Raw genomic sequence first — 26,659 nt, forward strand, 5'->3', positions numbered from 1 at the left:
GCTGATATGGAATGATGTCTTTGCAGCTTCAGGAACCTCAGCTTGGTTGTTCGCTCTCACCGGCGGCGACGAGGCTGACGGCGATTATTTGATTAGGAGGTGAACATAGGATGGCAATCACGCAAGAGCGTAAGAATGAAATCATCGAAGCGCATAAGAAGCATGCGAGCGATACGGGCTCACCAGAGGTTCAAGTCGCTATCCTTACGGAGAACATCGTTAATTTGACAAGCCACCTGCGGACACACAAGAAGGACCACCACTCCCGCCGCGGTTTGCTCAAGATGGTCGGTCAGCGTCGTAAGCTGCTGGCATACTTGAAAAATAACGACGTTAATCGTTACAGCGCATTGATCGAAAAACTCGGCCTTCGCCGATAAGCTTGGGGAAAAGCAACCTAGCCTTTTATCCGTCCGGCATACGGACGGAGAGCGGCGGGTTGCTTTTTGTAATGTCATATATTGCAGAATGAATTGTTAATGTAGTTAAATTCAAACAATTTGACAGGAGGGATACGATGTTGAAGCAAGTAGAAATGACGCTCGGCGGAAGACCGCTCATTCTTGAAACAGGCCGATTGGCCAAGCAGGCGAATGCAGCTGTTACCGTTCGATACGGAGAGACAGTCGTTCTCTGTACAGTAACCGCTTCTTCGGAGCCGAAAGATCTTGATTTTTTCCCGCTTACCGTTAACTACGAGGAAAAATTGTATTCAGTCGGTAAAATTCCGGGTGGTTTCATTAAGCGGGAAGGTCGTCCGAGTGAGAAAGCGATTCTGGCAAGCCGTCTAACGGACCGTCCAATTCGTCCGTTGTTCCCGGAGGGCTTCCGTAACGATGTACAAATCGTAAACCTCGTAATGAGCGTCGATCAAGATTGCTCACCAGAGATTGCGGCGATGATTGGTACATCTGCTGCGCTCTCGATCTCCGATGTTCCATTCAACGGTCCAATCGGTGGTGTAGTGGTCGGTCGTATAGACGGTCAGTTCATTATTAATCCGACTGTTGAGCAAGAAGCGGCAAGCGATATTTATGTCGTCGTTGCAGGTACTCGCGACGCGATTATGATGGTTGAGGCTGAGGCGAACGAAGTTCCAGAGAGCGTCATGCTTGAGGCAATTATGTTCGGACATGAAGAGATTCGCAGCATCGTGAAGACGATTGAGGAGCTGCAATCCATCGCGGGCAAAGAGAAAATGGAAGTGAAGCTGCATGCTGTCGATGGTGCCGTTAATGAAGCGGTACGGGCATACGCTGCGGAACGACTGAAGGAAGCGATCCGTATTCCGGAGAAGCATGCTCGTCAGGATGCGATTGATGCGATCAACGCGGAGACGGTAGCTCACTTCGAGGAAGTATATGCGGAGACGCCGGAGCTGCTCAGCGATGTGAAAGAAGTGCTGTACGACATCGTGAAGGAAGAGGTTCGCCGCTTAATCACACATGACAAAATTCGTCCTGACGGTCGGGCGTTGAACGAAATTCGTCCGATTGAGTGCGATACGTCGCTTCTCCCTCGTACACATGGTTCGGGATTGTTTACTCGGGGTCAGACGCAGGCGCTTAGCGTTTGTACGCTTGGTGCACTTGGTGACGTACAAATTCTTGATGGTATCTCGCCGGAAGAATCGAAACGTTTCATGCATCACTATAACTTCCCGCCGTTCTCTGTTGGTGAGGCACGTCCGCTTCGTGCGCCAGGCCGTCGCGAAATCGGACATGGTGCACTTGGCGAGCGCGCACTTTCTAAAGTAATTCCACCTGAATCGGAATTCCCATATACGATTCGTCTCGTATCTGAAGTACTCGAATCGAACGGTTCCACGTCGCAGGCAAGTATTTGCGCCAGCACACTAGCGATGATGGATGCCGGCGTACCTATCAAGGCGCCAGTTGCAGGTATCGCGATGGGGCTGATCAAGGACGGAGAACATTTCTCGATTTTGTCTGACATTCAAGGCATGGAAGATCATCTTGGTGATATGGATTTCAAAGTTGCAGGTACGGCTGCAGGCGTTACAGCAATTCAGATGGATATTAAGATCGACGGCATCGACCGTGCGATTTTGACGCAGGCGTTGGAGCAAGCACGCGAAGGCCGGATGTTCATTCTGGGCAAAATGATGGAAGTAATTAGTGAACCGCGTAAAAACTTGTCCAAATACGCTCCGAAAATTTTGACGCTTCGCATCAACCCGGACAAGATCCGTGATGTTATTGGTGCTGGCGGCAAAATTATTAACAAAATTATCGAGGAGACAGGTGTCAAAATCGACATTGAGCAGGACGGCATGGTATACATCGCTTCTTCGAATGAAGAGATGAACCAGAAAGCGCGCTCGATTATCGAAGGCATCGTCAAGGAAGTCGTCGTCGGTGAGATTTATCTTGGAACGGTGAAGAGAATCGAGAAGTTTGGTGCATTCGTCGAAATTCTTCCGAACAAAGATGGTCTTGTGCACATCTCGCAAGTATCGACGGAACGGATTGCGAAGATTGAGGACGTCCTAAAGATCGGAGATCAAATTACGGTTAAAGTTACGGAGATCGATCAGCAAGGTCGAATTAATCTGTCCCGTAAAGCCGTCCTGACACAGCAATCAGAAACAGCTTCTCAATAATCGGCCTGCGTGGGATTAACGGCTGTTAGCCGGACTCACGCAGTGTCATTTTCGAACAATATTGCAATACGCGCCCATGAAGAGCCAGATGCTATCTGTCTCTTTTTATGTTGCGGAGACTACCGAATAATCTCGTCCAGCTTCTCATACATATGTGATGGAAGGGTGGGTGGACGGGATGAAGGTCGGTAAAGTGATGACCATGGCAGGCTGCATGCTTGCGGTAGTTGCGCTGGCGCAGTGGAACGAGCCTTTTGCTCAATATATTGACGCTTTAAAGTCGTCAGACAGATCAGCTGAATCGGTAAGCACGCTGGCAGCGGCAGTAGTGGATGAACAGCTGCTAGGCGTAATTCAAGCCGAAGCAGAGAAACGGCGTATTCCGCCGATCGATGCAAAGGTCGACCGAGTCTGGAAAGCGATCCCCGGCTATAATGGATTAGAAATTGATATTGACCGTACATATGAGGCGAATGCAGGCAGACCGGCAGGAGAGCCTCTTCAATTATTTTATAAGGAGACCGTGCCTAAGATCGGACTTAACGATCTTGGAGCGCAGCCGACGTATCGGGGAAACCCAAACAAACGCATGGTGTCTTTGATGATTAACGTTGCCTGGGGCAACGAGTACATAGAGCCTATTTTAAATACATTGAAGCGGGAAAAGGTGAAGGCAACCTTTTTCCTTGATGGAAGTTGGTTGAATAAGTATCGAGATCTTGCCCAACAAATTCAGGAGGCTGGCCACGAAATGTCCAACCATGCTTACAGCCATCCGAATATGAGCCAGTTAAGCAGAAATGCTCAGCTCCGGGAAATTGAAAAGACGCAGCAGCTGCTTGAGTCGGTGCTTGGCGTAAAGGATAACCGGTGGTTTGCTCCGCCTTCCGGCGATTTTAATCAACTGACGGTACAGATTGCGCATAATCTCGGACTCCGTACAGTCTTATGGACGATTGATACGATCGACTGGCGTAAGCCTTTGCCGTCTACGATCGTCTCGCGTGTGCGCAATAAATTGGAGCCTGGCGCCTTAATATTGATGCATCCAACTGCATCGACGCGTGATGCGCTTGCGGATGTTATCTCCGTCATTAAGTCGAAGGGCTATCAGCTTGGTACAGTTAGCGAGACGCTATCGTCAGCTAGAGTGGATTCTTAAGCAGGGGGGATGTGGCTCCCTTTATTTGTTTCCCTGAATTTGTTATAGTGTTTACTAATCATGATCGAACGGCGAGACAACTGATCCTCAAGTGATACACGTCTATGCTCCGTCCAGAAGAAGGAGGATTCCGAGTGAATAAATATACGCTTAGCAATGGCCTTCGCGTCGTCGTAGAGACGATACCAACCTGCAGATCGGTATCGTTAGGCATCTGGGTCAAAACCGGCTCGCGACACGAATCGATGCAGGATAACGGCATATCCCATTTCATTGAACATATGCTGTTCAAAGGTACTGAGCGACATACGGCGAAGGATATCGCCGATCTGTTCGATGGAATTGGCGGCAACGTTAATGCTTTTACGTCGAAGGAATATACTTGTTATTTCGCCAAGGTGCTGGATAATCATCTGCCGATTGCTGTTGACGCGCTTGCGGATATGTTCTTTCATTCCAAGCTGGATGAGGAGGAGCTTGCGAAAGAAAAGAACGTTATATTAGAAGAAATTGCGATGTACGAAGATACGCCGGATGATAAAGTGCATGATGATGCTGCGCGTGCAGCATACGGCGACCATCCGCTTGCCTATTCGATACTTGGATTGCAGGATCGATTGAAGGCTATGACAAGCGACGATTTGCGCTCCTATATGGGAAGACAATATCGAATAGACAATGTCGTGATCAGCGTCGCAGGCAATGTGGAAGAGCAAAGCTTGCTTGAGCTGCTGGAGAAGCATTTTGGATCGTTCCAAAATAGTGGTACGGTAGAGACGCTTGAATCTCCAAGATTCGATGGCGGCTATTTGTTTTTTAAGAAGAAAACGGAGCAAAATCACATTTGCTTGACATTCCCGGGCTGTTCGATTGCTGATCCAAAATTGTATGCTATGGTGCTGCTTAATAATGCGCTTGGTGGAGGGATGAGCTCACGCTTGTTCCAAGAGATTCGCGAGAAGCGCGGTCTTGCTTATTCGGTTTATTCTTATCATACAGCGTTCGCGGATACGGGACTGTTCACCGTATATGCCGGAACGGCGCCCAAGCAGACGAAGGAAGTGCTTGACATTACGATGGACATACTGGGAGAGCTTTCGGTTAAAGGCTTGACGGAAGCGGAAGTGCAGCGCGGTAAGGAGCAGTTGAAAGGAAGCTTAATTCTAAGTCTTGAAAGTACGAGCAGTCGGATGAATCGGAACGGGAAGAACGAGCTGATGCTTGGTCGACATTACACGCTCGATGAATTGCTGGAGCGGATCGATGAGGTGACGATGTCCGATATCGCCGATATGACGAGACGGATGCTCAGCGTCCCATTTGCAGCTGCGGTAGTTGGAACGAATGACAATGCGGCGGCTAAGCTGAGGAGGGACCAGTTTGTATAAGGTACTGTTTAAGCGTCTGCCCGGCAATGAGGATGTAAAGCTGCCGGAACGGATGTCGGAATGGGCGGCAGGGTTCGATTTGCATGCGGCTGTCATCGAGCCGGTTACAATCTCGCCAGGCGAACGTAAGCTGATTCCGACCGGCTTCGCTATGGCCATGCCCGAGCAATTAGAAGCGCAAATCCGCCCGCGAAGCGGGTTAGCCTTTAAACACGGCATCACCTGCCTGAATTCGCCCGGAACGATTGACGCCGATTATCGCGGTGAAGTGAAAGTGCTGTTGATTAATCTTGGTCAAGAACCGTTCGTCATTACTCGTGGTGAGCGTATTGCCCAGATGGTGTTTCAGACCGTCCCGGCTGTATCCATCTCCATTGCCGACGAGCTGCCGGATACGGTTCGCGGTGCAGGCGGCTTCGGCCATACAGGTGTATAAAAAAGATCATAATGCACGTTCCGTTAAATATTCGGAACGTGCTTTTTTTTATGAAAGTTTGAAAGGGACTCTTGGGTTTGGCCAAGTGTAAATTTTGGCAATATGTGTCTGGGGATACACCAATCAAAACAATTTCATTCACCCCCTTATAGGCGATCGCATAAGATGCTCTATATCTTATGAGCGCAGAAAGGAGTGAGGCCTTCATGCTCACCGGCGTTCAAGTGCTGCTGATCGGAGGCGACGCCCGGCAGCTGGAAGTAATCCGTAAGCTAACGGAGCTTGACGCCATGGTTACGGTGGTCGGCTTCGAAGGTTTGCATACGTCTCTGGATGGAGCTGTCCATGCTGAGCTGCGCGACGAGCTGTTCGATACAGCAGACGCGCTGCTGCTGCCTGCTGTCGGGACCGATGACAACGGTCTGATCACGGCTGTATTCAGCGACAAGGAATTGAGGCTGACCGACGCACAGATCGCTCGATTGCCGAAACATGCAGCCGTATATGCGGGAATGGCGAAGCCATATTTGGTTCAGCTTTGTGCAAAGCACGACATTACACTGTTCGAGCTGTTCGAACGCGATGACGTTGCAATTTATAATTCCATTCCGACGGCTGAGGGTGCCATAATGATGGCGATTCAGAATACGGATATTACGATTCACGGCTCGAACTGCATGGTGCTCGGTATTGGCAGAACAGGCATGACGCTGGCCCGAACGCTTCAAGGATTAGGTGCAAAAGTAAAGGTCGGCGTAAGACGTGATGAGCACTATGCGCGCGCTTGGGAAATGGGTTTTATCCCGTTTTACACTGACCGGCTGATGCATGAAGTTGGTAACATTGACTTGCTTTTTAATACAATTCCGACTATGATTATCACAGCGCAAATTATTGCGAATTTGCCCTCCAGGGCGGTCATTATCGACCTTGCCTCGAAGCCCGGCGGAACGGATTTTCGGTTCGCTGAGAAGCGTGGCATGAAGGCGATGCTGGCACCCGGTCTCCCGGGCATCGTCGCGCCGAAGACGGCGGGACGAATCATAGCGGATTGCTTAAGTCAGCTTATTATGGACAATGCGAAGCTATGGGGGGAGAGACCATGAACTGGTCGGGGAAAACGGTCGGGTATGCTTTGACGGGGTCTCATTGCACGTTTGCTGAAGTGATGCCGCACATTCAACGTTTTGTCGATCTTGGAGCGAATGTTATTCCAATAGCTTCACATACGTTGATGACGACGGATACGAGATTCGGCACATCGGAGCATTGGCAGTCGGAATTGAAACGAATTACCGGTAACGAAATTATTTCGACGATTGTTCAAGCTGAGCCGCTCGGGCCGTCGAAATTAATCGACGTGCTTCTGATCGCCCCATGCACAGGAAATACGACAAGCAGACTTGCGAACGCACTAACGGATAGTGCGGTGCTGATGGCTGCCAAAGCGCAGATGCGCAACGGCCGGCCTGTCGTGCTTGCGATTTCGACGAATGACGGTCTTGGATTGAATGCGGCTAACATTGCGAAGCTGCTTGTGGCGAAGAATATTTATTTTGTGCCATTTGGTCAAGACAATCCCGAACAAAAGCCGAACTCCCTTGTTGCGCGTATGGATCTTGTTGTTGAAGCCTGCGAAGCTGCGCTTAACGGCAAGCAGCTCCAGCCGATGCTAATTGAACGTTTTCAATATGGTGTATAAGTATTGACCAATTCAGGTTATTGAATATTCGTTATGTGTGCCGTTATGAATGCTATCGTTCCAGTACGTTGCTGAACGTTCGGTTCGCTGCATGATGGGCTGAACCCTAATGGAACGGTTGATGAGACTCCTGACAAGATGATTGTGTTTGTCGGAGGCTTGCCCTACTAAGCATTTCATATCGTTTGACATATGTTTTATTCGTTAACAGTACAAAGTTGGAGTTAAGTACGACTCGAATACAGCAATAAGCTCCCGTCGCTAAGTTGTCCTGTTCTATTACTTCAATGGGGGACAGTCATCATGCGGATACTCGTCCAGAAATTCGGGGGCACCTCGCTTGCTACAGAGCAAGCGAGGGATTTCGTCGTTCGTCACATTATAAGAGAACGCGAGTTGGGTTATGCAATCGTAGTTGTCGTCTCCGCAATGGGGCGAAGCGGTGATCCGTACGCAACCGATACTCTTCTTGGGCTAATAGGCGATAACGTAGATTCGCTGCCTGCAAGAGAGAAGGATATGCTGCTTTGCTGCGGAGAATTAATTTCGGTAGCTGTTCTTTGCAGCAAGCTGCGTTCACTCGGAATTCCGGCATCTGGATTTTCCGGCGGAGCAGCCGGCGTTGTAACGGATTCATCTTTCGGGCAGGCGAGAATTGTAGACGTTAGAACCGGTTCGCTGCTTGATACACTTAAACAAGGCGAGGTTGCCATCGTGGCTGGCTTTCAGGGCCGGACGGAGCAAGGCGAACTGACGACGCTCGGAAGAGGTGGCAGCGATACGTCTGCTACAGCGCTCGGCGCTGCGCTGCATGCGGAGCGAGTCGATATTTATACCGATGTGAATGGTATTCTGACGGCGGATCCTCGCATCGTATCGGATGCGAAGCCGCTTTCAGTGGTTGGCTATGCGGAGATATGCAATATGGCAAGGCAAGGCGCTAAAGTGATTCACCCAAGAGCGGTTGAGATTGCCCAGCAGGCACGTATTCCGCTACGTGTTCGTTCCACCTTTTCTGAAGAAGAAGGGACACTCGTAACAGATGAACGGTTGCCTGCTGGCGGTACTGTTCATGATAAACATGTGACTGGCATTGCGCATGTTGCAGGCGTCACCCAAATATCCGTTTATGCCCAAGAGGGGCAAGCGGATGTTCAGCTTCAAGTATTTCAATCGATGGCTCGACACGGCATCAGCGTCGATTTTATTAATGTGACGCCGGGGGGAGCCGTTTACACGGTATTTGACCACGATGCACCGAAAGCGGTGCAGGTGCTTGGAAGTCTAGGGTATGTTCCAAAAATTATTAGTGGTTGTGCGAAAGTATCAGTAATCGGCGGAGGCATGAACGGCGTGCCTGGCGTCATGGCAAGAATTGTAGAAGCGCTTGCCGAGTTGAGTATTCCGATTCTGCAATCAGCGGATTCGAATACGACGATATGGGTTCTTGTTCGGCAAGAGGATATGGCTGCAGCTTTACGAGCACTGCACGCCAAGTTTGAGTTACATCTATAGCGACAATGGCGGGACGAGCGAATTAGCCGCAAGTCCCGATTATACATTCAAATAAATTCGCGGTTTCAACGGAGCAGGAGGAATCGTCATGGACTTTGGCAGATTAATTACAGCGATGGTAACCCCTTTCGATGCGGAGGGCGCAATCGATTGGGAAACGACAGGCCGACTCGTCGACTATTTAATTGATGTACAGAAATCCGACAGTCTCGTTGTGTCAGGAACAACAGGAGAGTCACCAACGTTAACGGAGACGGAGAAGGAGCAGCTGTTCCGTTTCGTCGTCGAACGCGCAGGCGGAAGAGCTCGGATCATTGCCGGTACGGGCAGCAACGATACCGCTCACACGATCCACTTGACGAAGCTCGCCGAAACGACTGGGGTAGACGGTATTCTGCTAGTAACGCCGTACTACAACAAACCGAGTCAAGAGGGCTTGTATCAGCACTTCAAAGCAGTGGCGCAGTCAACCAGGCTTCCAGTCATGCTCTATAACGTACCTGGACGTACCGGTATTAGTATGACAGCAGCGACGACGCTTCGCCTAGCAGAGCTTCCAAATGTCGTTGCAACAAAGGATTGCGCATCACTTGAGCAGCTAACAGAGATTTCTTCGAAAGCTCCTGCTCATTTCCGCGTATACAGTGGCGATGACAGCGTTACCTTGCCAGCAATTGCAGTCGGTGCATATGGCATCGTCAGTGTTTCCAGCCATATTATCGGCAGTAAGATGAAGGATATGATTGATGCTTACTTAAATGGAGACGTTCGTAGGGCAGCCCAGCTACACGCTGAATGTCTGCCTGTATTCAAAGGCTTATTCGATTACCCGAGCCCAGCACCGGTCAAATACGCTTTGGCACTTAGCGGCCTGCCGGTCGGCGGCCTCCGTCTACCGCTCGTCGCATTGACGGATGCGGAAGGCGAATACTTGCGCCAACTTGTTTAATCGGCAGTCATAAGCCGATCTAAAGAGGGATTAAAACCGGTGCATCAGCCTCAAGCTTTGCTTGCTGGCTAAGCATCGGTTTTTTGTTAATGGGGAAGTCTATAGCATAAGGCAATATTCGTTCACTTGTATTCCAGCTTTTGCATCATGTATAATGAAGTACAAGTGACTCGGTGCGGCAATTTAATAGTAATAAACCGAATAACGTGAGAGCGGCGTTCCACCTATTTCACCATATATTTGCTTACGAAGCTGATTACGCTTACGCAGAGCTTTAGGAGGTATAGATTCATTTGTCGAAGAAGAATAATCAAGATAAATTGTTGATCTTTGCGCTAGGTGGCGTTGGGGAGATCGGCAAGAATATGTATGCCATTCAATATGGCAATGATATCGTCATCGTTGATGCGGGCCTGAAGTTCCCGGAAGAGGACATGCTTGGCATCGATATCGTTATACCGGATATCTCATATTTGCTCGAGAACCGTGACAAGGTTCGCGGAATTCTCGTTACACATGGTCATGAAGACCACATTGGCGGCTTGCCATTCGTATTAAAGAACTTGAACGTACCGGTATTCGGTACGAAGCTGACACTCGGCTTAATTGAAGGGAAGCTGAAGGAGGCCGGCTTGCTCGGCGAGACGAAACGTATTCTCATTAATGCTGATTCGGTAGTGCCGCTCGGCTCGATTACGGCTACGTTCTTCAAGACGAATCACAGTATTCCAGATTCGCTTGGCGTCTGCTTGGATACGCCGGAAGGGCGAGTCGTACATACGGGCGACTTCAAGTTCGATCACACGCCAGTTAACAACGAATTTGCTGATCTGCAGCGTATTGCTGAGATTGGAAGAGAAGGCGTTCTGGTATTGCTATCGGATAGTACGAATGCGGAACGTCCGGGATATACGCCTTCCGAAAGCATTGTAGGCGCTAACTTGGAAGAAATTTTCAAGAAAGCCACCCAGCGTGTCGTTATCGCGACATTCGCGTCAAACGTGCACCGTGTCCAGCAAGTCATTAATGCCGCAGCTGCAACTCGCCGCAAGATTGCAGTCGTAGGCCGCTCAATGGTGAACGTCGTATCTATTGCCGGTGAATTGGGTTACTTGAACATTCCAGAAGGCATGATCATAGAGCCGGAGGAAGTAAACAAAATGGCGGCTGACCGCGTCGTCATTTTGTGTACAGGCAGCCAAGGTGAGCCAATGTCCGCTTTGACACGGATGGCGCGTTCGACTCACCGTAAGATCGATATTTTGCCGGGCGATACGGTAATTATCGCTGCAACGCCGATTCCGGGTAACGAGCGACATGTAGGCCGTACAGTGGACGAGCTGTTCCGTCTCGGTGCTAACGTAATTTATGGACCAGGCTCCGTGTCGGGCGTTCACGTTTCGGGTCACGGCAGTCAAGAAGAACTGAAGCTGATGCTTAACCTCATTAGACCTAAGTTCTTTATTCCGATTCACGGGGAATACCGGATGCTTCGTTTGCATGCGCAGCTGGGTGAGGCTGTAGGTATTGAGCGTGAGAATATTTTCATCCTTGATAATGGCGACACGGTAGAATTCCAGAACGGAACCGCACGCAAAGGCTCGAAGGTACCAGCAGGTAATGTGCTGATCGATGGACTTGGAGTAGGCGATGTAGGCAACATCGTGCTTCGCGATCGTAAACTGCTGTCGCAGGATGGCATTCTAGTCGTCGTCGTTACATTGAGCAAGCAAGACGGAACGATTTTGTCCGGTCCGGACATTATTTCCAGAGGCTTCGTCTATGTACGCGAATCGGAAGGTTTACTGGATGAAGCGAATCGCATTGTCACCTCGACGCTGCATAAACTGATGAGCGACAATGTAAATGAATGGGCATCATTGAAGACGAATGTGAAGGATGCACTTGGCCGCTTCCTGTATGAGCAGACGCGCCGTCGTCCGATGATTTTGCCAATTATTATGGAAGTCTAACCTATTCCGAGCTATACGGATTCGGTTCCGCATTGACAGTAATGCTGAGCCGAATCCTTTTTTGTGCTTCCGGATGCAGCCTAAGTATATTCGTCGTCTCTTTTACCATACTATGATGAGCCCCATCTAGTGCATGTAAAGGAGTAAAGCACAATGAATGATGAGTTTGATGATATGAGATCCGAGCAGCCAGAGACGACTCCAGCAGCAGACGAGAAGAGAAAAGCGGCCTCAGTCGTTGATACGATTACTCAGCTCGGGCAGACGTCTACACCGACGCCGAACGAGTCGAATATTTACTGTATGACGATCATTGGTCAAGTGGAGGGCCATCTCGTGCTTCCTCCGCAAAATAAGACGACCAAATATGAGCATCTTATCCCTCAGCTTGTTGCAGCAGAACAGAATCCGAAGATTGAAGGCATTCTAATCGTGCTTAATACAGTAGGGGGTGACGTTGAAGCGGGTCTTGCTATTGCCGAGATGATATCGTCGCTGACGAAGCCGACGGTGACGCTTGTTCTTGGGGGCGGGCATTCGATTGGTGTGCCAATTGCGGTGTCGGCGAATCGTTCTTTTATAGCTGAAACGGCTACAATGACGATTCATCCGATTCGTTTGAACGGACTTGTCATTGGCGTCCCTCAGACATTCGAATATTTGGATAAAATGCAGGAACGGGTCGTAAGATTCGTGACTTCTCATTCGAACATATCGGAGAGACATTTCAAGGAACTGATGTTTAAGACGGGAGAATTGACCCGCGATATTGGCACAACCGTCATCGGGCCTGATGCTGTAAAATACGGGTTGATTGACGAGGTAGGCGGTATCGGTCAAGCGTTAGCTGCTCTCAATAAATTGATGGATGAGAGACGTACGCGTACGGGAGTTATGCCGAAGGGAGCGCTTCCTTCATGACTCTATATACGAATATGCCATTAGAGCTTGTGCTTGAAGGGATGAATGAGGAAAGAGAGCCATACGTTGAGATGGAAGTAGAAGGAGCCTTGCTGCAACTCGTACCACTAGCTCCCGGTATCGGCCGGGTTGTCAGGCTTGTACATGCACCGCTCCAGCATTATTTGAATCCTCGATTTCAGCCAGGGTCTATGATCGTTTACAGCCCGGCCTCTCCTTAAGAGGTCGGGTTTTTAGTCCTGTCGTTCAATAGGAACAATTGTCCACCTATGATATAATAATATATTAGAGGTGAGCAGGATGGCGAAACGAAAACATAAACGTAGACGAAGCAAATCGATCGGCGAAAGCTTAAAGTATGAGATTTACGGCATTTTGCTCATTACATTGTCTGTAATTGCTTTATCTGGGGAAGCGGCAGTTGGCAGATCGCTGTCGAAGCTGTTCGGACTCATGCTTGGTAAATTTTATTTTGTCATAGCGCTTGTCGGCATTTATGTAGGGCTTGCCGTCATGGTGAAGAGAGCATGGCCTAAGGGCTGGTCGAATCGTAAGACAGGCTTGCTGGTGCTCGTATTGGCGTTAACATTATCAAGCTCTATAGCCGAAATTGGCCGCAAATTCGATCCGGTTGAAAGCGCAATCGATTTGAAGGCGAGTGATATTCTTCATCAATTGGGTAGCGATCTTCAAGGTCAATTGCTGTCTCCTGATGCGCCAAGTGGTCCTATAATGAATAGAGACATCGCTGGCGGATATGTGGGAGCCGTACAATATACGATACTGTATACATTGTTCGGCAACTACGGCTCGAAGTTTATAATGATTGTCATGTACTTGATTGCACTTATGCTTGTTACAGGGCGTTCTTATGTGGATATACTCGGTGCTGTACGTAAAAGCATCGGTCGATTGATAATACTGCTCAGAGCTAAATATGCAGGGCGGCGTCCGCGTACTGTCGCAGTCTCATCACGGTCTAATGGTCACGCAGCGACTAGCTCGTCCCTTGCTCGAAGAACGATCGATGATATGGATGAGGATGAAGACTTCGATGAAGAAGCAGCAGTGTCCAACCGGCGTACGCTTTTGTTCCCTTGGATGAGAGAACAGCCTCTAGCGCCGAATCATCAGCCGTCAGAAGACAACGAATGGACCTTGGATTACGAGGAAGAAGAGAAGCACTCGCGTACGAGAACACCTGTTGTTCGGCTGCAGTCGAATCGTCGTGCGGAAGAGCAGGAGACGGATGACGAAGCTGCTTCTGATTCACAGAATGAATCGCTGCTAAGCCGTATGCTTCGCCGAGCTGGTAAGCCGGGTGCGACAAGAGCGGCTGAAGCTGTGCAAGGGAATGAGAGTGAAGAGCAAGCGGCATCTCAACTAGCATCGCATGATATGGACCTGCATAGCGATGATAGCGAAGAGGCTACTCCGTGGATGCAAGAGCATAGCGAATTTAATGAAGATGCGGATGTGGACGATCAGTTGAACGAAGCTCTCAGCGAGAGAGGGCGGGTATCTCCATCTTCCTTGTCTCCCGCTTTTGAGGACGGAGATGATGAGATCGAATCGTCGGGACCGCCAAATACTGCTGATTCGGAGTTGCTAGAGGATGTTGCGGAAGATGAGGATCATGCTGCTATAGGCATGGAATCTGATGTCGGTACAACCTCGTTATTACAAAACGAAGCAGATGAGCAAGCGATTCCGAAGCCGAAGCCGTATAAGCTGCCTCCGCTGTCGCTGCTTGCTAAGCCGTCAGGCGGTTCCAAAGGAGCAGACGGTGCAGACCGAATCGAGTCGCAGCGCAAGCTGGAGGCGACGCTCGAAAGCTTCGGCGTACGAGCGAAAGTGCTCGATGTCGTACAAGGACCAGCGGTTACGCGGTACGAGGTGCAGCCGGCCACGGGTGTTAAGGTCAGCAGAATTGTCGGTCTCCAAGACGATATTGCACTTGCGCTTGCCGCCAAGGATATTCGGATGGAGGCGCCTATACCTGGTAAGTCGGCTATCGGCATCGAGGTTCCGAATTCAGAGGTATCGGTCGTTACAATGCGGGAAGTGATGGAGTCAGCGGCTTTTCAGAATTCGAGCTCCAAGCTGTCCATCGCGTTCGGACGGGATATATCAGGCCAGTCGATTGTCGGTAATTTAGCCAAAATGCCCCATTTGCTCGTAGCAGGTGCAACCGGCTCAGGCAAATCGGTCTGTATCAACGGCATCATTACAAGCATTTTATTCAAGGCGAAGCCGGATGAAGTGAAGTTTATGATGATCGACCCGAAGATGGTCGAGCTTAATATGTATAACGGCATTCCGCATTTGCTGGCGCCGGTTGTAACCGACCCTCGTCGGGCGTCACTGGCGCTAAAGAAGATCGTCGTCGAGATGGAGAAACGATATGAGCTGTTCTCGAAATCGGGTACTCGCAACATCGAAGGCTATAACACGTTGATGGAATCCAATCCAGCAGCTGTACTTCCGTATATTGTCGTAATCGTCGATGAGCTTGCCGACTTAATGATGGTTGCGGCGAATGATGTTGAGGATTCGATTACGCGGCTTGCCCAGATGGCGCGGGCTGCTGGCATTCATCTTATTATCGCGACACAGCGTCCATCGGTTGACGTTATTACAGGCGTCATTAAGGCGAATATTCCTTCTCGCATTGCCTTCGGCGTCTCGTCCCAGGTCGACTCCCGCACGATTCTCGATATGGTTGGAGCGGAGAAGCTGCTTGGGCGGGGAGATATGCTGTTCCTGCCGGTCGGAATGTCGAAGCCAATTCGGGTTCAAGGCGCATTCTTATCGGATCCTGAGGTGGAGGCGGTAGTTTCATTTGCGCGCTCCCAGGGTGAGGCGGAGTATAAGCCGGAGCTTGTACCCGAGATTGAAGAGTCAAGCAGCGATCATGATGAAATGCTTGACGAGCTGTTCGATCAAGCGGTTCAAATTGTCGTCGAAGCGAAGCAGGCATCCGTTTCTTTGCTGCAGCGCAGAATGCGGGTAGGATATACGCGAGCTGCACGTCTCATTGATCAGATGGAAGCTAAAGGTATCATTGGCCCCTATGAAGGAAGTAAGCCTCGAGAGGTGCTTATATCTCAGGATTACCCTGGCAGTCGTACGGGCGGATAAGACCCACTTGAAGTCTGCTGCAATTTATTCAATGGTGGTGTCAGGAGTTCACTCCTGCATCACCATTTTTGTTGCTCGGCCGTCCCATTGACACATTATGAATGCACTCGGTTTCCGTGAATAGAATATCCTTCCGTTTCTCATACTACCGACAGGATACGCTTGATAAGCGAACTAACTAGCATGAGAAAGGCAGATCCGACCTATGAGAAATCGCTTGATTTGGATGACGGTAGTGATCGTACTGCTGCTGTTCGGCACTTACTCGCTGCGGTTCTCGGACCATGGCAAAACCGAAGAAACGTTCAGCAGCGCGACGATCAAGCTAGGCTCCTCCGGCAAGGATGTGTTAGAGCTGCAAGGAAGACTGAAATATCTCGGCTTCTATAACGGACCCGTCGACGGTCAATTCGGTTCAGCTACGCTTAATGCCGTAAAATGGTTTCAATGGAAGTTCGGTATGAAGGCGGACGGTATTGTCGGGGCGAAATCGAAGCTCAAGCTGTGGGAGGCGACGAAGAAGTGGGCACCGTCGGGTAATACAGCTCCCGCCAAATCGTCCGGCGGAGAGAAAGCAACATCTGCCGGAAGCGCAAGCGTAATTGGTAAGTCTAACAAGCTTGGGCTGACGGCTAACGATATTAAAATTATGGCCAATGCCGTATATGGTGAAGCACGAGGCGAGCCTTACGAGGGACAAGTAGCAGTCGCTGCTGTCATACTTAACCGGCTGAAATCGCCTAGCTTTCCGAACTCTGTATCAGGCGTTATCTTTCAACCGGGTGCATTTACGGCTGTAGCTGACGGCCAAATTTATTTGACGCCGAATGCGAGAGCGCAGCAGGCGGTTCAGGACGCCATTAACGGCTGGGATCCGAGCGGCGGATGCATCTATTATTTCAACCCGTCGACGGCAACGTCCAAATGGATTTGGTCGAGGCCGCAGGTGAAGACGATTGGCAAACATATATTTTGTATGTAACAACGATCAGCACAGTCAGAAGCAGCCCGCCGTATTAGGCGCAGGTTGCTTCTGCCTTTTCCAATCCGGTAGAATGGTATTGAATAAGGCTGCTTGGAATAGATTGACTATTGGACACCGTTGAATTTAGCTGTTGATAGGGAAGGGGCTGGAAGGATGAGTTCCACCAAATTCGAACGCGGACAGGTGAACCGAATCCGGTTGCATGTCATGCCGACCAAAAGGTTCAAAACATTCGCGATTTCGTTGTACGCCGGCATTCCACTGGAGGAGAATCGTGTCACGGCAACAGCGCTGCTGCCTTTCGTGCTGCGCAGAGGTACGAGTCGGACACCGGAAACAATCGCCCTGCGTGAAAGGCTGGACGATCTGTATGGCGCAGGCTTTGGGTTTGACGTATTTAAGCGGGGCGACAATCAATTTATCCAGTTCCGAATGGATGTTATTAATGATGTGTTCGTTAAAACCGACCAGTCGCTGCTCGCCGCTTCGCTTCGGTATATGGGAGAGGTCGTGACTGAGCCTGCTCTGGAGAATGGTCATTTTCTAACGAAGTATGTGCAGTCGGAGCGTGATACGCTTCGCAAGCGTCTGGAATCGATTATTAACGATAAAATTCGTTATGCAGCAGAGCGGTGCGTTGAAGAGATGTGCGAGGGTGATCCTTATCGGCTGCATGCGCTTGGGAATCGCGCCGATCTGCCTAGTATTACGGCGGAATCGTTATATGAGAGATATCATGAATGGATGAATGAAGCGGTATTCGATTTGTATGTGGCCGGAGATACGACTTACGAGGAGGTCCGGTCGCTCGTTGAGGAATCGTTTAAGCTCCCTGCAGGTGAGACTGGCACTTATAAGGCTGCGCCGGTTCGGGCCGAGGCGGGTCAACTGAAGACGGTTGTTGAGAAGATGGACGTTAAGCAAGGTAAGCTTAATCTCGGTCTTCGTACGGGTATTGCGTATGCGGATGATGATTATGCGACGCTGCTTGTTTATAATGGCGTGTTGGGTGCCTATCCGCATTCTAAGCTGTTTATTAATGTTAGGGAGAAAGCGAGCTTGGCTTACTACGCGTCGTCTCGTCTTGATGGCCATAAGGGATTAATGACGATTCAATCGGGCATTGAGATCGACAAGTACGAGAAGGCAGTAGAGATTATTCGTAAGCAGCTAGAGGATATTAAGGCTGGTCAAATTAGCGAGCTTGAGGTCGATCAGACGAAGGCGATGCTTCTTAATCATGTGCGGGAAATACAGGACTCCGCTTATGAAATGATCGGCTACGATTTCAACGCTTTATTCTCTGGAAGCACTCGTACCAGGGAGCAGCTAATCGAACAGGTGAAATCGGTCACCATTGACGATGTTGTACGGGTTGCGAAAGGGATTCAGCTTGATACGATTTACTTTTTGCGCGATAGGAAGGAGGCTTAACCGATGCCAATTGAAACCTTGTCCTACCCGGGCGTTCAAGAAACGCTGTATCGGGAAGTGATGCCAGGCGGCTTAGAAGTATTCGTACTGCCGAAGGAAGGGTTCCAGAAGACGTATGCGACCTTCTCCACGAAGTACGGCTCTGTCGATATCCGCTTTGGCGTCGAAGGGACTCCACTCATTCGCGTACCTGATGGTATTGCCCATTTCTTGGAGCACAAAATGTTTGAAGAACCGACAGGCGATATCTTCGCTACGTTCTCAAAGCAAGGGGCATCCGCTAACGCTTATACGAGCTTTGACCGCACCGTATATTTGTTTTCAGCTACAGAACAGATTCCAGCTAATTTGGAGACGCTGCTCAATTTCGTTCAGAACCCGTATTTCACGGATGAGAACGTGGAGAAAGAGAAGGGGATAATCGAGCAAGAAATTCAAATGTATCAAGACAATCCGGATTGGCGCGTATATTTCGGCTTGTTCGATGCAATGTATCACGCACACCCGATCCATATTGATATTGCAGGAACGGTTGAGTCGATCTACAAGATCGACAAAGAAACGTTATACCGCTGTTATGAAACGTTCTATCATCCGACGAATATGATTCTATTCGTGGTCGGAGGCGTCAATGCGAAGGAAGTGCTGGAGCTTGTACGTCAGAACCAGGCGCGCAAGTCGTTCCCTCAACAAGGGAGGATTATTCGTTCGTTCGACCCTGAACCGGCTTCTGTGAAAGAGACAAGAAGAGTCATTAACTTGCCGGTCTCCCTGCCGAAATGTATGTTCGGCTTTAAGGAGACGAAGGTCGGGTTTACAGGAAAGGTTCTGCAAAAGCGAGAGGCCGTTACTCGTATTATGCTCGATGCGGTGCTCGGAGCCAGCTCTCCGATCTATCAAGCTTTGTATGACGATGGATTGATTTCGGATTCATTCTCGCATGAATACAACGCTTCTCCTGAATACTCGTTCTCTGTTATTGGAGGCGAGACCAAGGACCCGGATGCGCTTCTTCAGAAAGTGCGCGAAGCAATCGACAAGCTGCTCGCTTCCGGCATATCAGAGGCTGCATTCGAACGTGCACGCCGTAAGAAAATTGGTGGTTACTTACGTATGCTTAATTCCCCTGAAGCAATAGCTGGAGAATTTACTCGTTACCGGTTTCGCGGCGGAGACCTGTTCTCTCAGCTGCAGCATTATGAACAGGTCACGCTTGCTGAAGTTAATGATCGTCTTCGGGAGCATTTTGACTGGAACCAGCTGGCTGTGTCTATCGTTGAATCGAAGGAGCAGCAATCCAGTTGAGCAAGCCGCTTCATGAGATGACGGTGCTCATCACAGGGGGAAGCCGTGGAATAGGCGCTGCGATCGCGCAGCGCTTCGCCGCGGAGAGGATGAACATTGTGATCCATTATTTGCAATCCCATGAATCCGCGAACGAGACGGCGCGCCGCTGTATGAGGCTCGGCTCGAACGTGATGACCGTATCGGCAGATTTGCGCTCGAAGGAGCAGCTTATGCGTATGAAGGACAAGCTGGCAGACCACGGCATGATTCCGGATATTCTCGTCAATAATGCGGGAATCGCCCATTATGGTATGCTGTCGGATGTCACGGAGCAGGAATGGGACGACGTTATGAATGTCAACCTGAAAGGAATGTTTCTAACAACACAGTTGTTCATGGGAGACATGATTCGACAGCGGTTCGGGAGGATCATTAACGTTTCTTCCGTATGGGGAATGTCGGGCGCTTCATGCGAGGTGTTGTACTCCACAACCAAAGGAGGCATGAACGCTTTTACCAAAGCGCTTGCTAAAGAGCTGGCTCCATCCGGCGTAACGGTAAATGCTGTTGCACCGGGAGCTGTCGATACCGTAATGCTGGATAAGCTAGACGAAGATGAGAAGCAGGCACTGGAACAGGAAATTCCGATAGGAAGATTCGCTCAGCCTAATGAAATCGCCTCGCTCGTCTATTTCTTATCCTTACCGGAATCGGCATATATCACCGGACAGATCATCAGCCCTAACGGCGGATGGATGACTTAAGTGAATCGATTCGCGGCGCAACTGGTTCAAAACTTTACAAATCGTTTAATCGTCGTATAGAAGGGCGAATACTTACGCACACTACAAATGTTGTTCACGAACACCAAAGGTGATTCAACAATTGAAGGAGGCGTACAACCGTGTCAACCGTCCTTTCTAATTTCGAATCGTGGAAACAGTTTCTAGCCGCTCGTTTGGAACAAGGTAAGAAAATGGGACTTTCGGAGGATACGATTGCGAATCTCGCTTATGAGATTGGTTCTTTCCTTGATGAACGCGTCGATCCGAAGAATGAGGAGCAGCGAGTCCTGAAAGACTTATGGGACGCAGGCGACGAGAATGAACGCAAAACGCTTGCACGAATTATGTGTAAGCTCGTAGACAAGTAAACGCAAGCCAGAGAGGCTCCCTTCACGGGGGCTTTTCTGCGAATCGTTTTTTGGTTCCGTTTTCGGTGACGATCGCTTGCACTTCCTGATTTATTCTTTTCAATATTACGATAGTATACTTGCAGGAAAGTGGCGAAAATTGTAGAATTAAAATTTGTAGTACGAAAGGCATAGGGGACGGTGGAATGATGGAAAAGCGGCAGTGGTATTTGGAGTACAAGATACATAAGAATCGTCCCGGTTTGCTTGGTAACATTGCTTCTCTACTCGGGATGATGAGCGTTAACATTTTAACGATTAACGGTGTTGAGGATCGGACTCGCGGTATGCTTTTGGAGACAGATGACGATGGAAAGATCGATCTTCTCGGTAAAATGCTGGCGAAGATGGACTATATTACGGTCAATAAACTACGCCCTCCGACACTTCTCGACATCATCGCAGTGCGGCATGGACGGTTCATCGAACGAGATTCGGACGATAAGAAGACGTTTCGGTTTACGCGTGACGAGCTTGGAGTACTTGTTGATTTTCTTGGGGAAATTTTTAAACGGGAAGGTAATCAAGTCATTGGGCTTCGCGGGATGCCTCGCGTAGGCAAGACGGAATCCATTATTGCGGGCAGCGTATGCTCGAACAAGCGCTGGACATTCGTATCCTCCACGCTGTTAAGACAGACGGTGCGCAGTCAACTATCTGAAGAAGAGATGAATCCGAATAGTATATTCATCATTGATGGTATCGTCAGCACAATGCGCTCCAATGAGAAGCATTATGCCCTGATTCAAGAGCTGATGGCCATGCCGTCAACGAAGATTATTGAGCACCCGGATATCTTTGTTCAAGAATCCCATTTTGATTACAGCACTTTTGATACAATTATCGAATTGCGTAATACGCCGGATGAAGAGATATCGTATGAGGCGATCACGAACAGCATACATGATTTTTAGGATTATAGATACTAAGCAAAGGTCGGGCAGATGAATAAAAGATGAACATCAGGAGGTGAAGGTATGTCTGAATTGGGTGAATTGCTTAAGAAGGCTAGGGAACAACGCGGACTTTCGCTCGATGATATACAGGAAGCAACGAAAATTCGCAAACGGTATTTGGAAGCGATTGAGTCAGGTGATTATAAAGTGCTCCCGGGCACCTTTTATGTTCGTGCGTTTGTGAAGACATACGCCGAAGAGGTCGGTCTTGATCCTGATGACGTGCTTCGACTGTATAAACACGAGATACCTGAAGCTGCGCCTGAGTCTGTAGTTGAACCGATTGTCAGACAGCCGCGGAAGGCGTCGCAAACATCTTCGGACCGCTGGAGCAAATTCGGATTTACAGGCATCATGCTGTCATTCATTGTCGTCATTGCGGCTGTCGTATGGATATATGCGATCAAGAACAACGATGGCGATGACGTATCGAAGGCAGATGATCAGACCAAAATTACCGATTCGACAGAGCTTCCTAAAGAACCGGAGCAGCAGCCATCCGCTCCAGATACGACGACTCCAGACAATAATACGCCTACGAACGATCAAGTAATCGACACAACCCCTCCGCAGCAGACGACGGTTACGCTGTCGCATAAGTCTGGCCGAGTTGACCATTATGATGTTGGACCTGCTGGAGCACATACGTTGAAAATTTCGATCAAAGGCGGCACGAACTGGCTGGAGGTTCGCGAGAACAGTAATCAAGGCAATAAGCTGTTTTATAAAAATGCGACGGATGGCACAGAACAAACGTACACGCTTGATAAACCGCTATACGTGAATGTCGGCCGTGCCGATCTGGTTGAAATTACTATCGACGGTGTTTTGGTGGAAGATGGTAACCGTACGAGCACGAAGAAGATGCAGTTTAATCCAGTAACAGCTGAAGCGGGAACGACGGGCAATGCCAGCGGTACTGAAGGTGGCAATACAGGAACGGTTAACAGCAATGAAGGACTTTCTACTAATTAACATAGCACAACCGACAAGGCGTACGCCCGCGAAGGAGCGCACGCCTTTTCTTTGCCGTACGTTTCAGTTATAATACGGCACAAGAAATAGTGTAGGTCTTACAAACGTATGAAGCTAATGTTAAACGTTATAAGGAGCGATGACGGACATGAGTAATGAGAATGCATTTGATATTGTCTCGAAAGTAGACATGCAGGAGTTGAATAATGCCATTACGCAAGCCGAGAAGGAGCTTGCTACTCGTTTCGACTTTAGGGGCAGCAAGAGCAGCATTGCACTCGAGAAAGAGGAATTGGTCGTTGCTTCTGACGACGATTTTAAGCTGCAAGCGTTGATTGATATTTTGCTTGCGAAGATGGTTAAACGCGGTGTGCCGATCAAGAACCTGGAATACGGCAAGATCGAGCCTGCAGCCGGATCGACGGTTAGACAACGAATTAAGCTTAAGACCGGGATTGACCAAGACGTTGCGAAAAAAATTAACATTCTTATTCGCGATTCCAAGCTGAAAGTTAAAAGCCAAATTCAAGGTGATCAAATTCGTGTAACCGGCAAGAGCAAGGATGATCTTCAAGCGGTGATCGCGATGCTTCGCGGTGCGGACCTGCCTTTAGAGCTTCAATTTACAAACTTTCGTTAATGGGATGAGCGCAAGAGTTGAGTTTGATGGCGTGATCGTCTGATTTTGACACGTCATAGGGTATGTATTATACTTTATTCGATAGCTTGTCGCAGTCAGATTTGGGGGATAGTCATGAATTTAGCGAACCGAATTACGTTGGCGCGTATATTTCTCGTGCCAATCATTATGTTTTTTCTGCTGGTGAATATGGATGTAAAGCCAATCCGCTTTGAAGATTTTTCGATTACATATAACCAAATCGTGGCTGTATTAATATTTATTATCGCTGCCAGTACCGATGGGTTGGACGGTTATATTGCTCGCAAGAACAAGATTGTAACCAATCTAGGAAAGCTGCTCGATCCGCTTGCCGATAAGGTGCTTGTAGCCGCTGTGCTAATTTCACTTGTGGAGATGGACAAGCTGGATGCGTGGATTGCAGTTGTCATCATTTGCCGCGAGTTTGCGGTAACAGGCCTTCGTCAAATCGCTTTGCTTGAGAATCAAGTTATTGCGGCGAGTAAATGGGGCAAGTGGAAGACAGCTGTTCAGATTACGATGATCATCGCTTTGCTGCTCAACAATTTCCCATTCACATTCATTGATGTGCGGTTCGATCTGATTGTCAGCTGGGCTGCGGCTGTTATTACCGTGTATTCCGGCATTGACTACTTCATTAAGAACAAGAATCTGATACCGATTGCTTAAATAATGCGGACATCTTCCTATTGGAAGATGTCCTTCCTTTACTATGCAGCTTTACATGGAGTACGTGAAAGGGGCAACCGAATGAAAGCAGAATTGATTGCGGTCGGAACCGAACTGCTGCTTGGACAAATCGTCAACACGAACGCGCAATATTTATCCCGCCGCTTGGCGGACCTTGGGATTGATGTTTATTATCAGACCGTTGTTGGTGATAACCCGCACCGTATTCGCAGCGCCATCGAAACTGCGCGAAGCCGTGCTGATCTGCTCGTGTTTACGGGAGGTCTAGGACCGACACAGGATGATTTGACCAAGGATGTGCTGGCCAATTACTTGGGGCTGGAGCTAACTTATGACGAGCCTTCGATGGCGAAGATCGTGGCATTCTTCGATTCACGCGGCGTTCATATGGTCGAAAGCAACAAAAGGCAAGCGACGACCATTACTGGTGCGCAAGCTTTATTTAACGATGCAGGACTGGCGGTCGGCAATGCAATTAGCGTGGACGGAACACGGTATATTTTGCTTCCGGGTCCACCACGCGAGATGAAGCCGATGTTTGAAGGTCCGGCGCTTACGTGGCTTTTGAATGAGCTGGGAGAGTCTATACCTCTATATTCGCGACTATTGAAATTCGCAGGGATTGGCGAGTCAACGCTGGAGGACAAGCTGCTTGACCTTATTGACGGACAGACGGACCCGACAATCGCTCCTTACGCGAAGGAAGGTGAAGTGGCGATACGCTTGTCAACTAAAGCATCTAACGGATTAGAAGCGCAGGCTAAGTTAGATGCAGCCGTTGCAGAGATTCGGCAGCGTGTAGGGGAGTATTTGTATGCTCAAGAGGATATTCCGCTCGAAGAAGCGGTTGTTCGCCTACTACGCTCCTCTGGCCGCACTGTCGCATCCGCTGAAAGCTGCAGCGGCGGATTGTTCGCGCAACTCATTACGAATATTCCGGGAAGCAGTGGTGAATACGCGGGTGGAGTCGTCACCTATACGAATGCAATGAAGCATCGGCTGCTTGGCATTCCGATGGCACAGCTCGAAGGGCAGGGGGCGCCTGGTGCGATTAGCGAATCGACCGCAGCGCTAATGGCGGAGCGGATAAGAGAGCTTGCGGACGCGGATTACGGCGTTTCGATAACGGGAGTTGCCGGACCTGCTGAATCAGAGGGTAAGCCGGTCGGGCTTGTCTATTACGCGATTGCGGAGCGCGGCAAATCAGCAGAGGTGCATACGATGCATTTAAGCGGTTCAAGAGAGATTATTCGGATACGCGCCGTAAAGTCGGCGCTGTATCGGTTGTGGCGTTTGCTTCGTAGTGTTGATCAATCTAGACAAGTATGATACAAGCATGATATAGTAGAAGAAGTTGACGGAAGAACCGTGGCGAATGGATCATTTGCTGCGGTTTTTTTATTTTCTGAATGACTGTCTGCTGGGCTTGGAAATAAAAAAGCGAATGTATGTTCGAAAAAATGCTTGGCAACCGATTCGAAATAAGCTATTATAAATCTATAAATAGTAAAGGGATGTGAGTTAGTTGTCAGATCGTCGCGCAGCGTTAGAAATGGCACTCCGTCAGATTGAGAAGCAGTTCGGTAAGGGCTCCATCATGAAATTAGGCGAATCGACGCATATGCAAGTCGAGGTCGTTTCGAGCGGCGCACTTGCTTTAGATATTGCCCTCGGCATCGGGGGATTTCCTCGTGGTCGTATTATTGAAGTGTATGGACCGGAGTCTTCCGGTAAGACGACGGTTGCACTCCACGCAATCGCTGAAGTGCAGAAGGTTGGCGGACAGGCAGCTTTCATCGATGCGGAGCATGCTCTCGATCCGCTGTATGCGAGCAAGCTTGGCGTCAACATTGATGAATTGCTCCTATCGCAGCCGGATACAGGTGAGCAGGCGCTTGAGATCGCGGAAGCACTCGTACGGAGCGGTGCGGTTGACATTATCGTTATTGACTCCGTAGCAGCGCTCGTCCCGAAGGCGGAGATCGAAGGTGAGATGGGCGATTCGCATGTTGGTCTGCAAGCACGACTCATGTCGCAGGCACTTCGTAAGCTGTCCGGTGCGATTAGTAAGTCGAAGACGATTGCGATCTTCATTAACCAGCTTCGCGAGAAGGTTGGGATTATGTTCGGTAACCCTGAGACGACGCCGGGCGGCCGCGCATTGAAGTTCTACTCCAGCGTTCGTCTTGACGTTCGCCGTGTAGAGTCGATTAAGCAAGGCAACGACGTTGTCGGTAACCGCACGCGGGTTAAAGTTGTAAAGAACAAAGTAGCGCCTCCGTTTAAGCAAGCAGAGATGGACATTATGTACGGCGAAGGCATATCCCGTGAAGGCAGTTTGATCGATATCGGTACTGAGCTTGATATCGTTCAGAAGAGCGGTGCTTGGTTCTCGTATAACGGCGACCGTCTCGGTCAAGGCCGTGAGAATGCGAAGCAGTTCCTGAAGGACCATCCGGAAGTAGCGGCTGCGATCGATTCGCAAATTCGTCAAGCGACGCAGCTGTCGGAGACGGTTCTTAAGGCTGCTGCTGAAGCTGCCGAGCGTGAAGAAGAGGAAGAGCCACTTTTTGATGAACTGGTCTAATATAGTTTGTGTCCATGGGTTAGGAATGATATGGATACGGATATAGATATGGCACCTTGTATAAGGTGCCTTTTCTACATTC

24 protein-coding genes are annotated in these 26,659 nt (G+C 49.4%); all 24 read left to right on the forward strand.

Annotation, left to right across the window (positions count from 1 at the left end; all coding sequences use genetic code 11):
* The first annotated feature begins 110 nt into the window (after positions 1 to 110).
* Positions 111 to 380, forward strand: a complete 270-nt coding sequence (rpsO, locus tag PXY01_RS06530) for a 30S ribosomal protein S15 (RefSeq protein ID WP_127568490.1) — start codon at positions 111 to 113, stop codon at positions 378 to 380.
* A gap of 137 nt (positions 381 to 517) precedes the next feature.
* The gene (gene pnp, locus PXY01_RS06535; RefSeq protein ID WP_127568492.1) at positions 518 to 2,623 is read left to right on the forward strand and encodes a polyribonucleotide nucleotidyltransferase; all 2,106 of its coding nucleotides are present in this window, start codon (positions 518 to 520) and stop codon (positions 2,621 to 2,623) included.
* Positions 2,624 to 2,801: 178 nt separating this feature from the next.
* Positions 2,802 to 3,785, forward strand: coding sequence for a polysaccharide deacetylase family protein (locus PXY01_RS06540; protein ID WP_127568494.1), 984 nt, complete (start codon positions 2,802 to 2,804; stop codon positions 3,783 to 3,785).
* Between the two features lie 134 nt (positions 3,786 to 3,919).
* Complete coding sequence (locus tag PXY01_RS06545) at positions 3,920 to 5,173, forward strand: M16 family metallopeptidase (protein WP_127568496.1); 1,254 nt, start codon at positions 3,920 to 3,922, stop codon at positions 5,171 to 5,173.
* Positions 5,166 to 5,609 carry a dUTP diphosphatase gene (gene dut, locus PXY01_RS06550; RefSeq protein WP_127568498.1) on the forward strand — a complete coding sequence of 148 codons (444 nt, stop codon included), beginning with the start codon at positions 5,166 to 5,168 and terminating at the stop codon, positions 5,607 to 5,609. The genes PXY01_RS06545 and dut overlap by 8 nt, the downstream gene beginning before the upstream one ends.
* 206 nt (positions 5,610 to 5,815) lie before the next feature.
* The gene (gene dpsA, locus PXY01_RS06555; protein WP_127568500.1) at positions 5,816 to 6,715 is read left to right on the forward strand and encodes a dipicolinate synthase subunit DpsA; all 900 of its coding nucleotides are present in this window, start codon (positions 5,816 to 5,818) and stop codon (positions 6,713 to 6,715) included.
* A complete protein-coding gene (locus PXY01_RS06560; RefSeq protein WP_127568502.1) occupies positions 6,712 to 7,311 on the forward strand; it encodes a dipicolinate synthase subunit B in 600 nt (199 codons plus the stop codon). The genes dpsA and PXY01_RS06560 overlap by 4 nt, the downstream gene beginning before the upstream one ends.
* Positions 7,312 to 7,614: 303 nt before the next feature.
* A complete protein-coding gene (gene dapG, locus PXY01_RS06565) occupies positions 7,615 to 8,826 on the forward strand; it encodes an aspartate kinase (RefSeq protein ID WP_127568504.1) in 1,212 nt (403 codons plus the stop codon).
* Between the two features lie 88 nt (positions 8,827 to 8,914).
* Positions 8,915 to 9,775: a 4-hydroxy-tetrahydrodipicolinate synthase gene (gene dapA / locus PXY01_RS06570; protein ID WP_127568506.1), complete on the forward strand. Its 861-nt coding sequence runs from the start codon at positions 8,915 to 8,917 to the stop codon at positions 9,773 to 9,775.
* Positions 9,776 to 10,068: 293 nt separating this feature from the next.
* On the forward strand, positions 10,069 to 11,748 hold the full coding sequence (locus PXY01_RS06575) for a ribonuclease J (protein WP_127568508.1): 1,680 nt from the start codon (positions 10,069 to 10,071) through the stop codon (positions 11,746 to 11,748).
* A gap of 153 nt (positions 11,749 to 11,901) precedes the next feature.
* The gene (locus PXY01_RS06580; protein WP_281277870.1) at positions 11,902 to 12,669 is read left to right on the forward strand and encodes a ClpP family protease; all 768 of its coding nucleotides are present in this window, start codon (positions 11,902 to 11,904) and stop codon (positions 12,667 to 12,669) included.
* Positions 12,666 to 12,890, forward strand: a complete 225-nt coding sequence (locus PXY01_RS06585) for a YlzJ-like family protein (RefSeq protein WP_127568510.1) — start codon at positions 12,666 to 12,668, stop codon at positions 12,888 to 12,890. The genes PXY01_RS06580 and PXY01_RS06585 overlap by 4 nt, the downstream gene beginning before the upstream one ends.
* A gap of 79 nt (positions 12,891 to 12,969) precedes the next feature.
* Positions 12,970 to 15,810: an FtsK/SpoIIIE family DNA translocase gene (locus tag PXY01_RS06590; RefSeq protein WP_127568512.1), complete on the forward strand. Its 2,841-nt coding sequence runs from the start codon at positions 12,970 to 12,972 to the stop codon at positions 15,808 to 15,810.
* A gap of 205 nt (positions 15,811 to 16,015) precedes the next feature.
* Positions 16,016 to 16,792 carry a spore cortex-lytic enzyme gene (sleB, locus tag PXY01_RS06595; RefSeq protein WP_127568514.1) on the forward strand — a complete coding sequence of 259 codons (777 nt, stop codon included), beginning with the start codon at positions 16,016 to 16,018 and terminating at the stop codon, positions 16,790 to 16,792.
* Between the two features lie 156 nt (positions 16,793 to 16,948).
* Entirely contained in the window at positions 16,949 to 18,229 is a 1,281-nt protein-coding gene (yfmF, locus tag PXY01_RS06600; protein WP_127568516.1) for an EF-P 5-aminopentanol modification-associated protein YfmF, read from the forward strand.
* 3 nt (positions 18,230 to 18,232) lie between these two features.
* Entirely contained in the window at positions 18,233 to 19,534 is a 1,302-nt protein-coding gene (gene yfmH / locus PXY01_RS06605; protein ID WP_373864277.1) for an EF-P 5-aminopentanol modification-associated protein YfmH, read from the forward strand.
* Between the two features lie 17 nt (positions 19,535 to 19,551).
* Complete coding sequence (gene ymfI, locus PXY01_RS06610; RefSeq protein WP_127568829.1) at positions 19,552 to 20,280, forward strand: elongation factor P 5-aminopentanone reductase; 729 nt, start codon at positions 19,552 to 19,554, stop codon at positions 20,278 to 20,280.
* Positions 20,281 to 20,420: 140 nt separating this feature from the next.
* Positions 20,421 to 20,669: a DUF3243 domain-containing protein gene (locus PXY01_RS06615; protein WP_127568518.1), complete on the forward strand. Its 249-nt coding sequence runs from the start codon at positions 20,421 to 20,423 to the stop codon at positions 20,667 to 20,669.
* A 188-nt stretch (positions 20,670 to 20,857) separates the two neighbouring features.
* Positions 20,858 to 21,622: a DUF3388 domain-containing protein gene (locus PXY01_RS06620; RefSeq protein WP_127568831.1), complete on the forward strand. Its 765-nt coding sequence runs from the start codon at positions 20,858 to 20,860 to the stop codon at positions 21,620 to 21,622.
* A gap of 63 nt (positions 21,623 to 21,685) precedes the next feature.
* On the forward strand, positions 21,686 to 22,639 hold the full coding sequence (locus PXY01_RS06625; RefSeq protein ID WP_127568520.1) for a helix-turn-helix domain-containing protein: 954 nt from the start codon (positions 21,686 to 21,688) through the stop codon (positions 22,637 to 22,639).
* 148 nt (positions 22,640 to 22,787) lie between these two features.
* Positions 22,788 to 23,279, forward strand: a complete 492-nt coding sequence (locus PXY01_RS06630) for a YajQ family cyclic di-GMP-binding protein (RefSeq protein ID WP_127568522.1) — start codon at positions 22,788 to 22,790, stop codon at positions 23,277 to 23,279.
* Positions 23,280 to 23,393: 114 nt separating this feature from the next.
* Positions 23,394 to 23,969: a CDP-diacylglycerol--glycerol-3-phosphate 3-phosphatidyltransferase gene (pgsA, locus tag PXY01_RS06635; RefSeq protein WP_127568524.1), complete on the forward strand. Its 576-nt coding sequence runs from the start codon at positions 23,394 to 23,396 to the stop codon at positions 23,967 to 23,969.
* Between the two features lie 81 nt (positions 23,970 to 24,050).
* Positions 24,051 to 25,319: a competence/damage-inducible protein A gene (locus PXY01_RS06640; RefSeq protein WP_127568526.1), complete on the forward strand. Its 1,269-nt coding sequence runs from the start codon at positions 24,051 to 24,053 to the stop codon at positions 25,317 to 25,319.
* A 196-nt stretch (positions 25,320 to 25,515) separates the two neighbouring features.
* Complete coding sequence (gene recA / locus PXY01_RS06645; protein ID WP_127568528.1) at positions 25,516 to 26,577, forward strand: recombinase RecA; 1,062 nt, start codon at positions 25,516 to 25,518, stop codon at positions 26,575 to 26,577.
* Positions 26,578 to 26,659: the final 82 nt, after the last annotated feature.

The sequence above is a fragment of the Paenibacillus xylaniclasticus genome, from assembly GCF_004001065.1.
Lineage (GTDB): Bacteria > Bacillota > Bacilli > Paenibacillales > Paenibacillaceae > Paenibacillus_T > Paenibacillus_T xylaniclasticus.

Bases quoted from the DNA above. Each gene is read 5' to 3' on its own strand.
- pnp (WP_127568492.1), top strand. From the start codon at position 518: ATGTTGAAGCAAGTAGAAATGACGCTCGGCGGAAGACCGCTCATTCTT.
- PXY01_RS06585 (WP_127568510.1), top strand. From the start codon at position 12,666: ATGACTCTATATACGAATATGCCATTAGAGCTTGTGCTTGAAGGGATG.
- ymfI (WP_127568829.1), top strand. From the start codon at position 19,552: ATGACGGTGCTCATCACAGGGGGAAGCCGTGGAATAGGCGCTGCGATC.
- yfmH (WP_373864277.1), top strand. From the start codon at position 18,233: ATGCCAATTGAAACCTTGTCCTACCCGGGCGTTCAAGAAACGCTGTAT.
- dapG (WP_127568504.1), top strand. From the start codon at position 7,615: ATGCGGATACTCGTCCAGAAATTCGGGGGCACCTCGCTTGCTACAGAG.
- dapA (WP_127568506.1), top strand. From the start codon at position 8,915: ATGGACTTTGGCAGATTAATTACAGCGATGGTAACCCCTTTCGATGCG.
- dpsA (WP_127568500.1), top strand. From the start codon at position 5,816: ATGCTCACCGGCGTTCAAGTGCTGCTGATCGGAGGCGACGCCCGGCAG.
- yfmF (WP_127568516.1), top strand. From the start codon at position 16,949: ATGAGTTCCACCAAATTCGAACGCGGACAGGTGAACCGAATCCGGTTG.
- sleB (WP_127568514.1), top strand. From the start codon at position 16,016: ATGAGAAATCGCTTGATTTGGATGACGGTAGTGATCGTACTGCTGCTG.
- PXY01_RS06630 (WP_127568522.1), top strand. From the start codon at position 22,788: ATGAGTAATGAGAATGCATTTGATATTGTCTCGAAAGTAGACATGCAG.
- PXY01_RS06620 (WP_127568831.1), top strand. From the start codon at position 20,858: ATGGAAAAGCGGCAGTGGTATTTGGAGTACAAGATACATAAGAATCGT.
- PXY01_RS06580 (WP_281277870.1), top strand. From the start codon at position 11,902: ATGAATGATGAGTTTGATGATATGAGATCCGAGCAGCCAGAGACGACT.
- PXY01_RS06640 (WP_127568526.1), top strand. From the start codon at position 24,051: ATGAAAGCAGAATTGATTGCGGTCGGAACCGAACTGCTGCTTGGACAA.
- PXY01_RS06625 (WP_127568520.1), top strand. From the start codon at position 21,686: ATGTCTGAATTGGGTGAATTGCTTAAGAAGGCTAGGGAACAACGCGGA.
- pgsA (WP_127568524.1), top strand. From the start codon at position 23,394: ATGAATTTAGCGAACCGAATTACGTTGGCGCGTATATTTCTCGTGCCA.
- PXY01_RS06590 (WP_127568512.1), top strand. From the start codon at position 12,970: ATGGCGAAACGAAAACATAAACGTAGACGAAGCAAATCGATCGGCGAA.
- PXY01_RS06540 (WP_127568494.1), top strand. From the start codon at position 2,802: ATGAAGGTCGGTAAAGTGATGACCATGGCAGGCTGCATGCTTGCGGTA.
- PXY01_RS06560 (WP_127568502.1), top strand. From the start codon at position 6,712: ATGAACTGGTCGGGGAAAACGGTCGGGTATGCTTTGACGGGGTCTCAT.
- rpsO (WP_127568490.1), top strand. From the start codon at position 111: ATGGCAATCACGCAAGAGCGTAAGAATGAAATCATCGAAGCGCATAAG.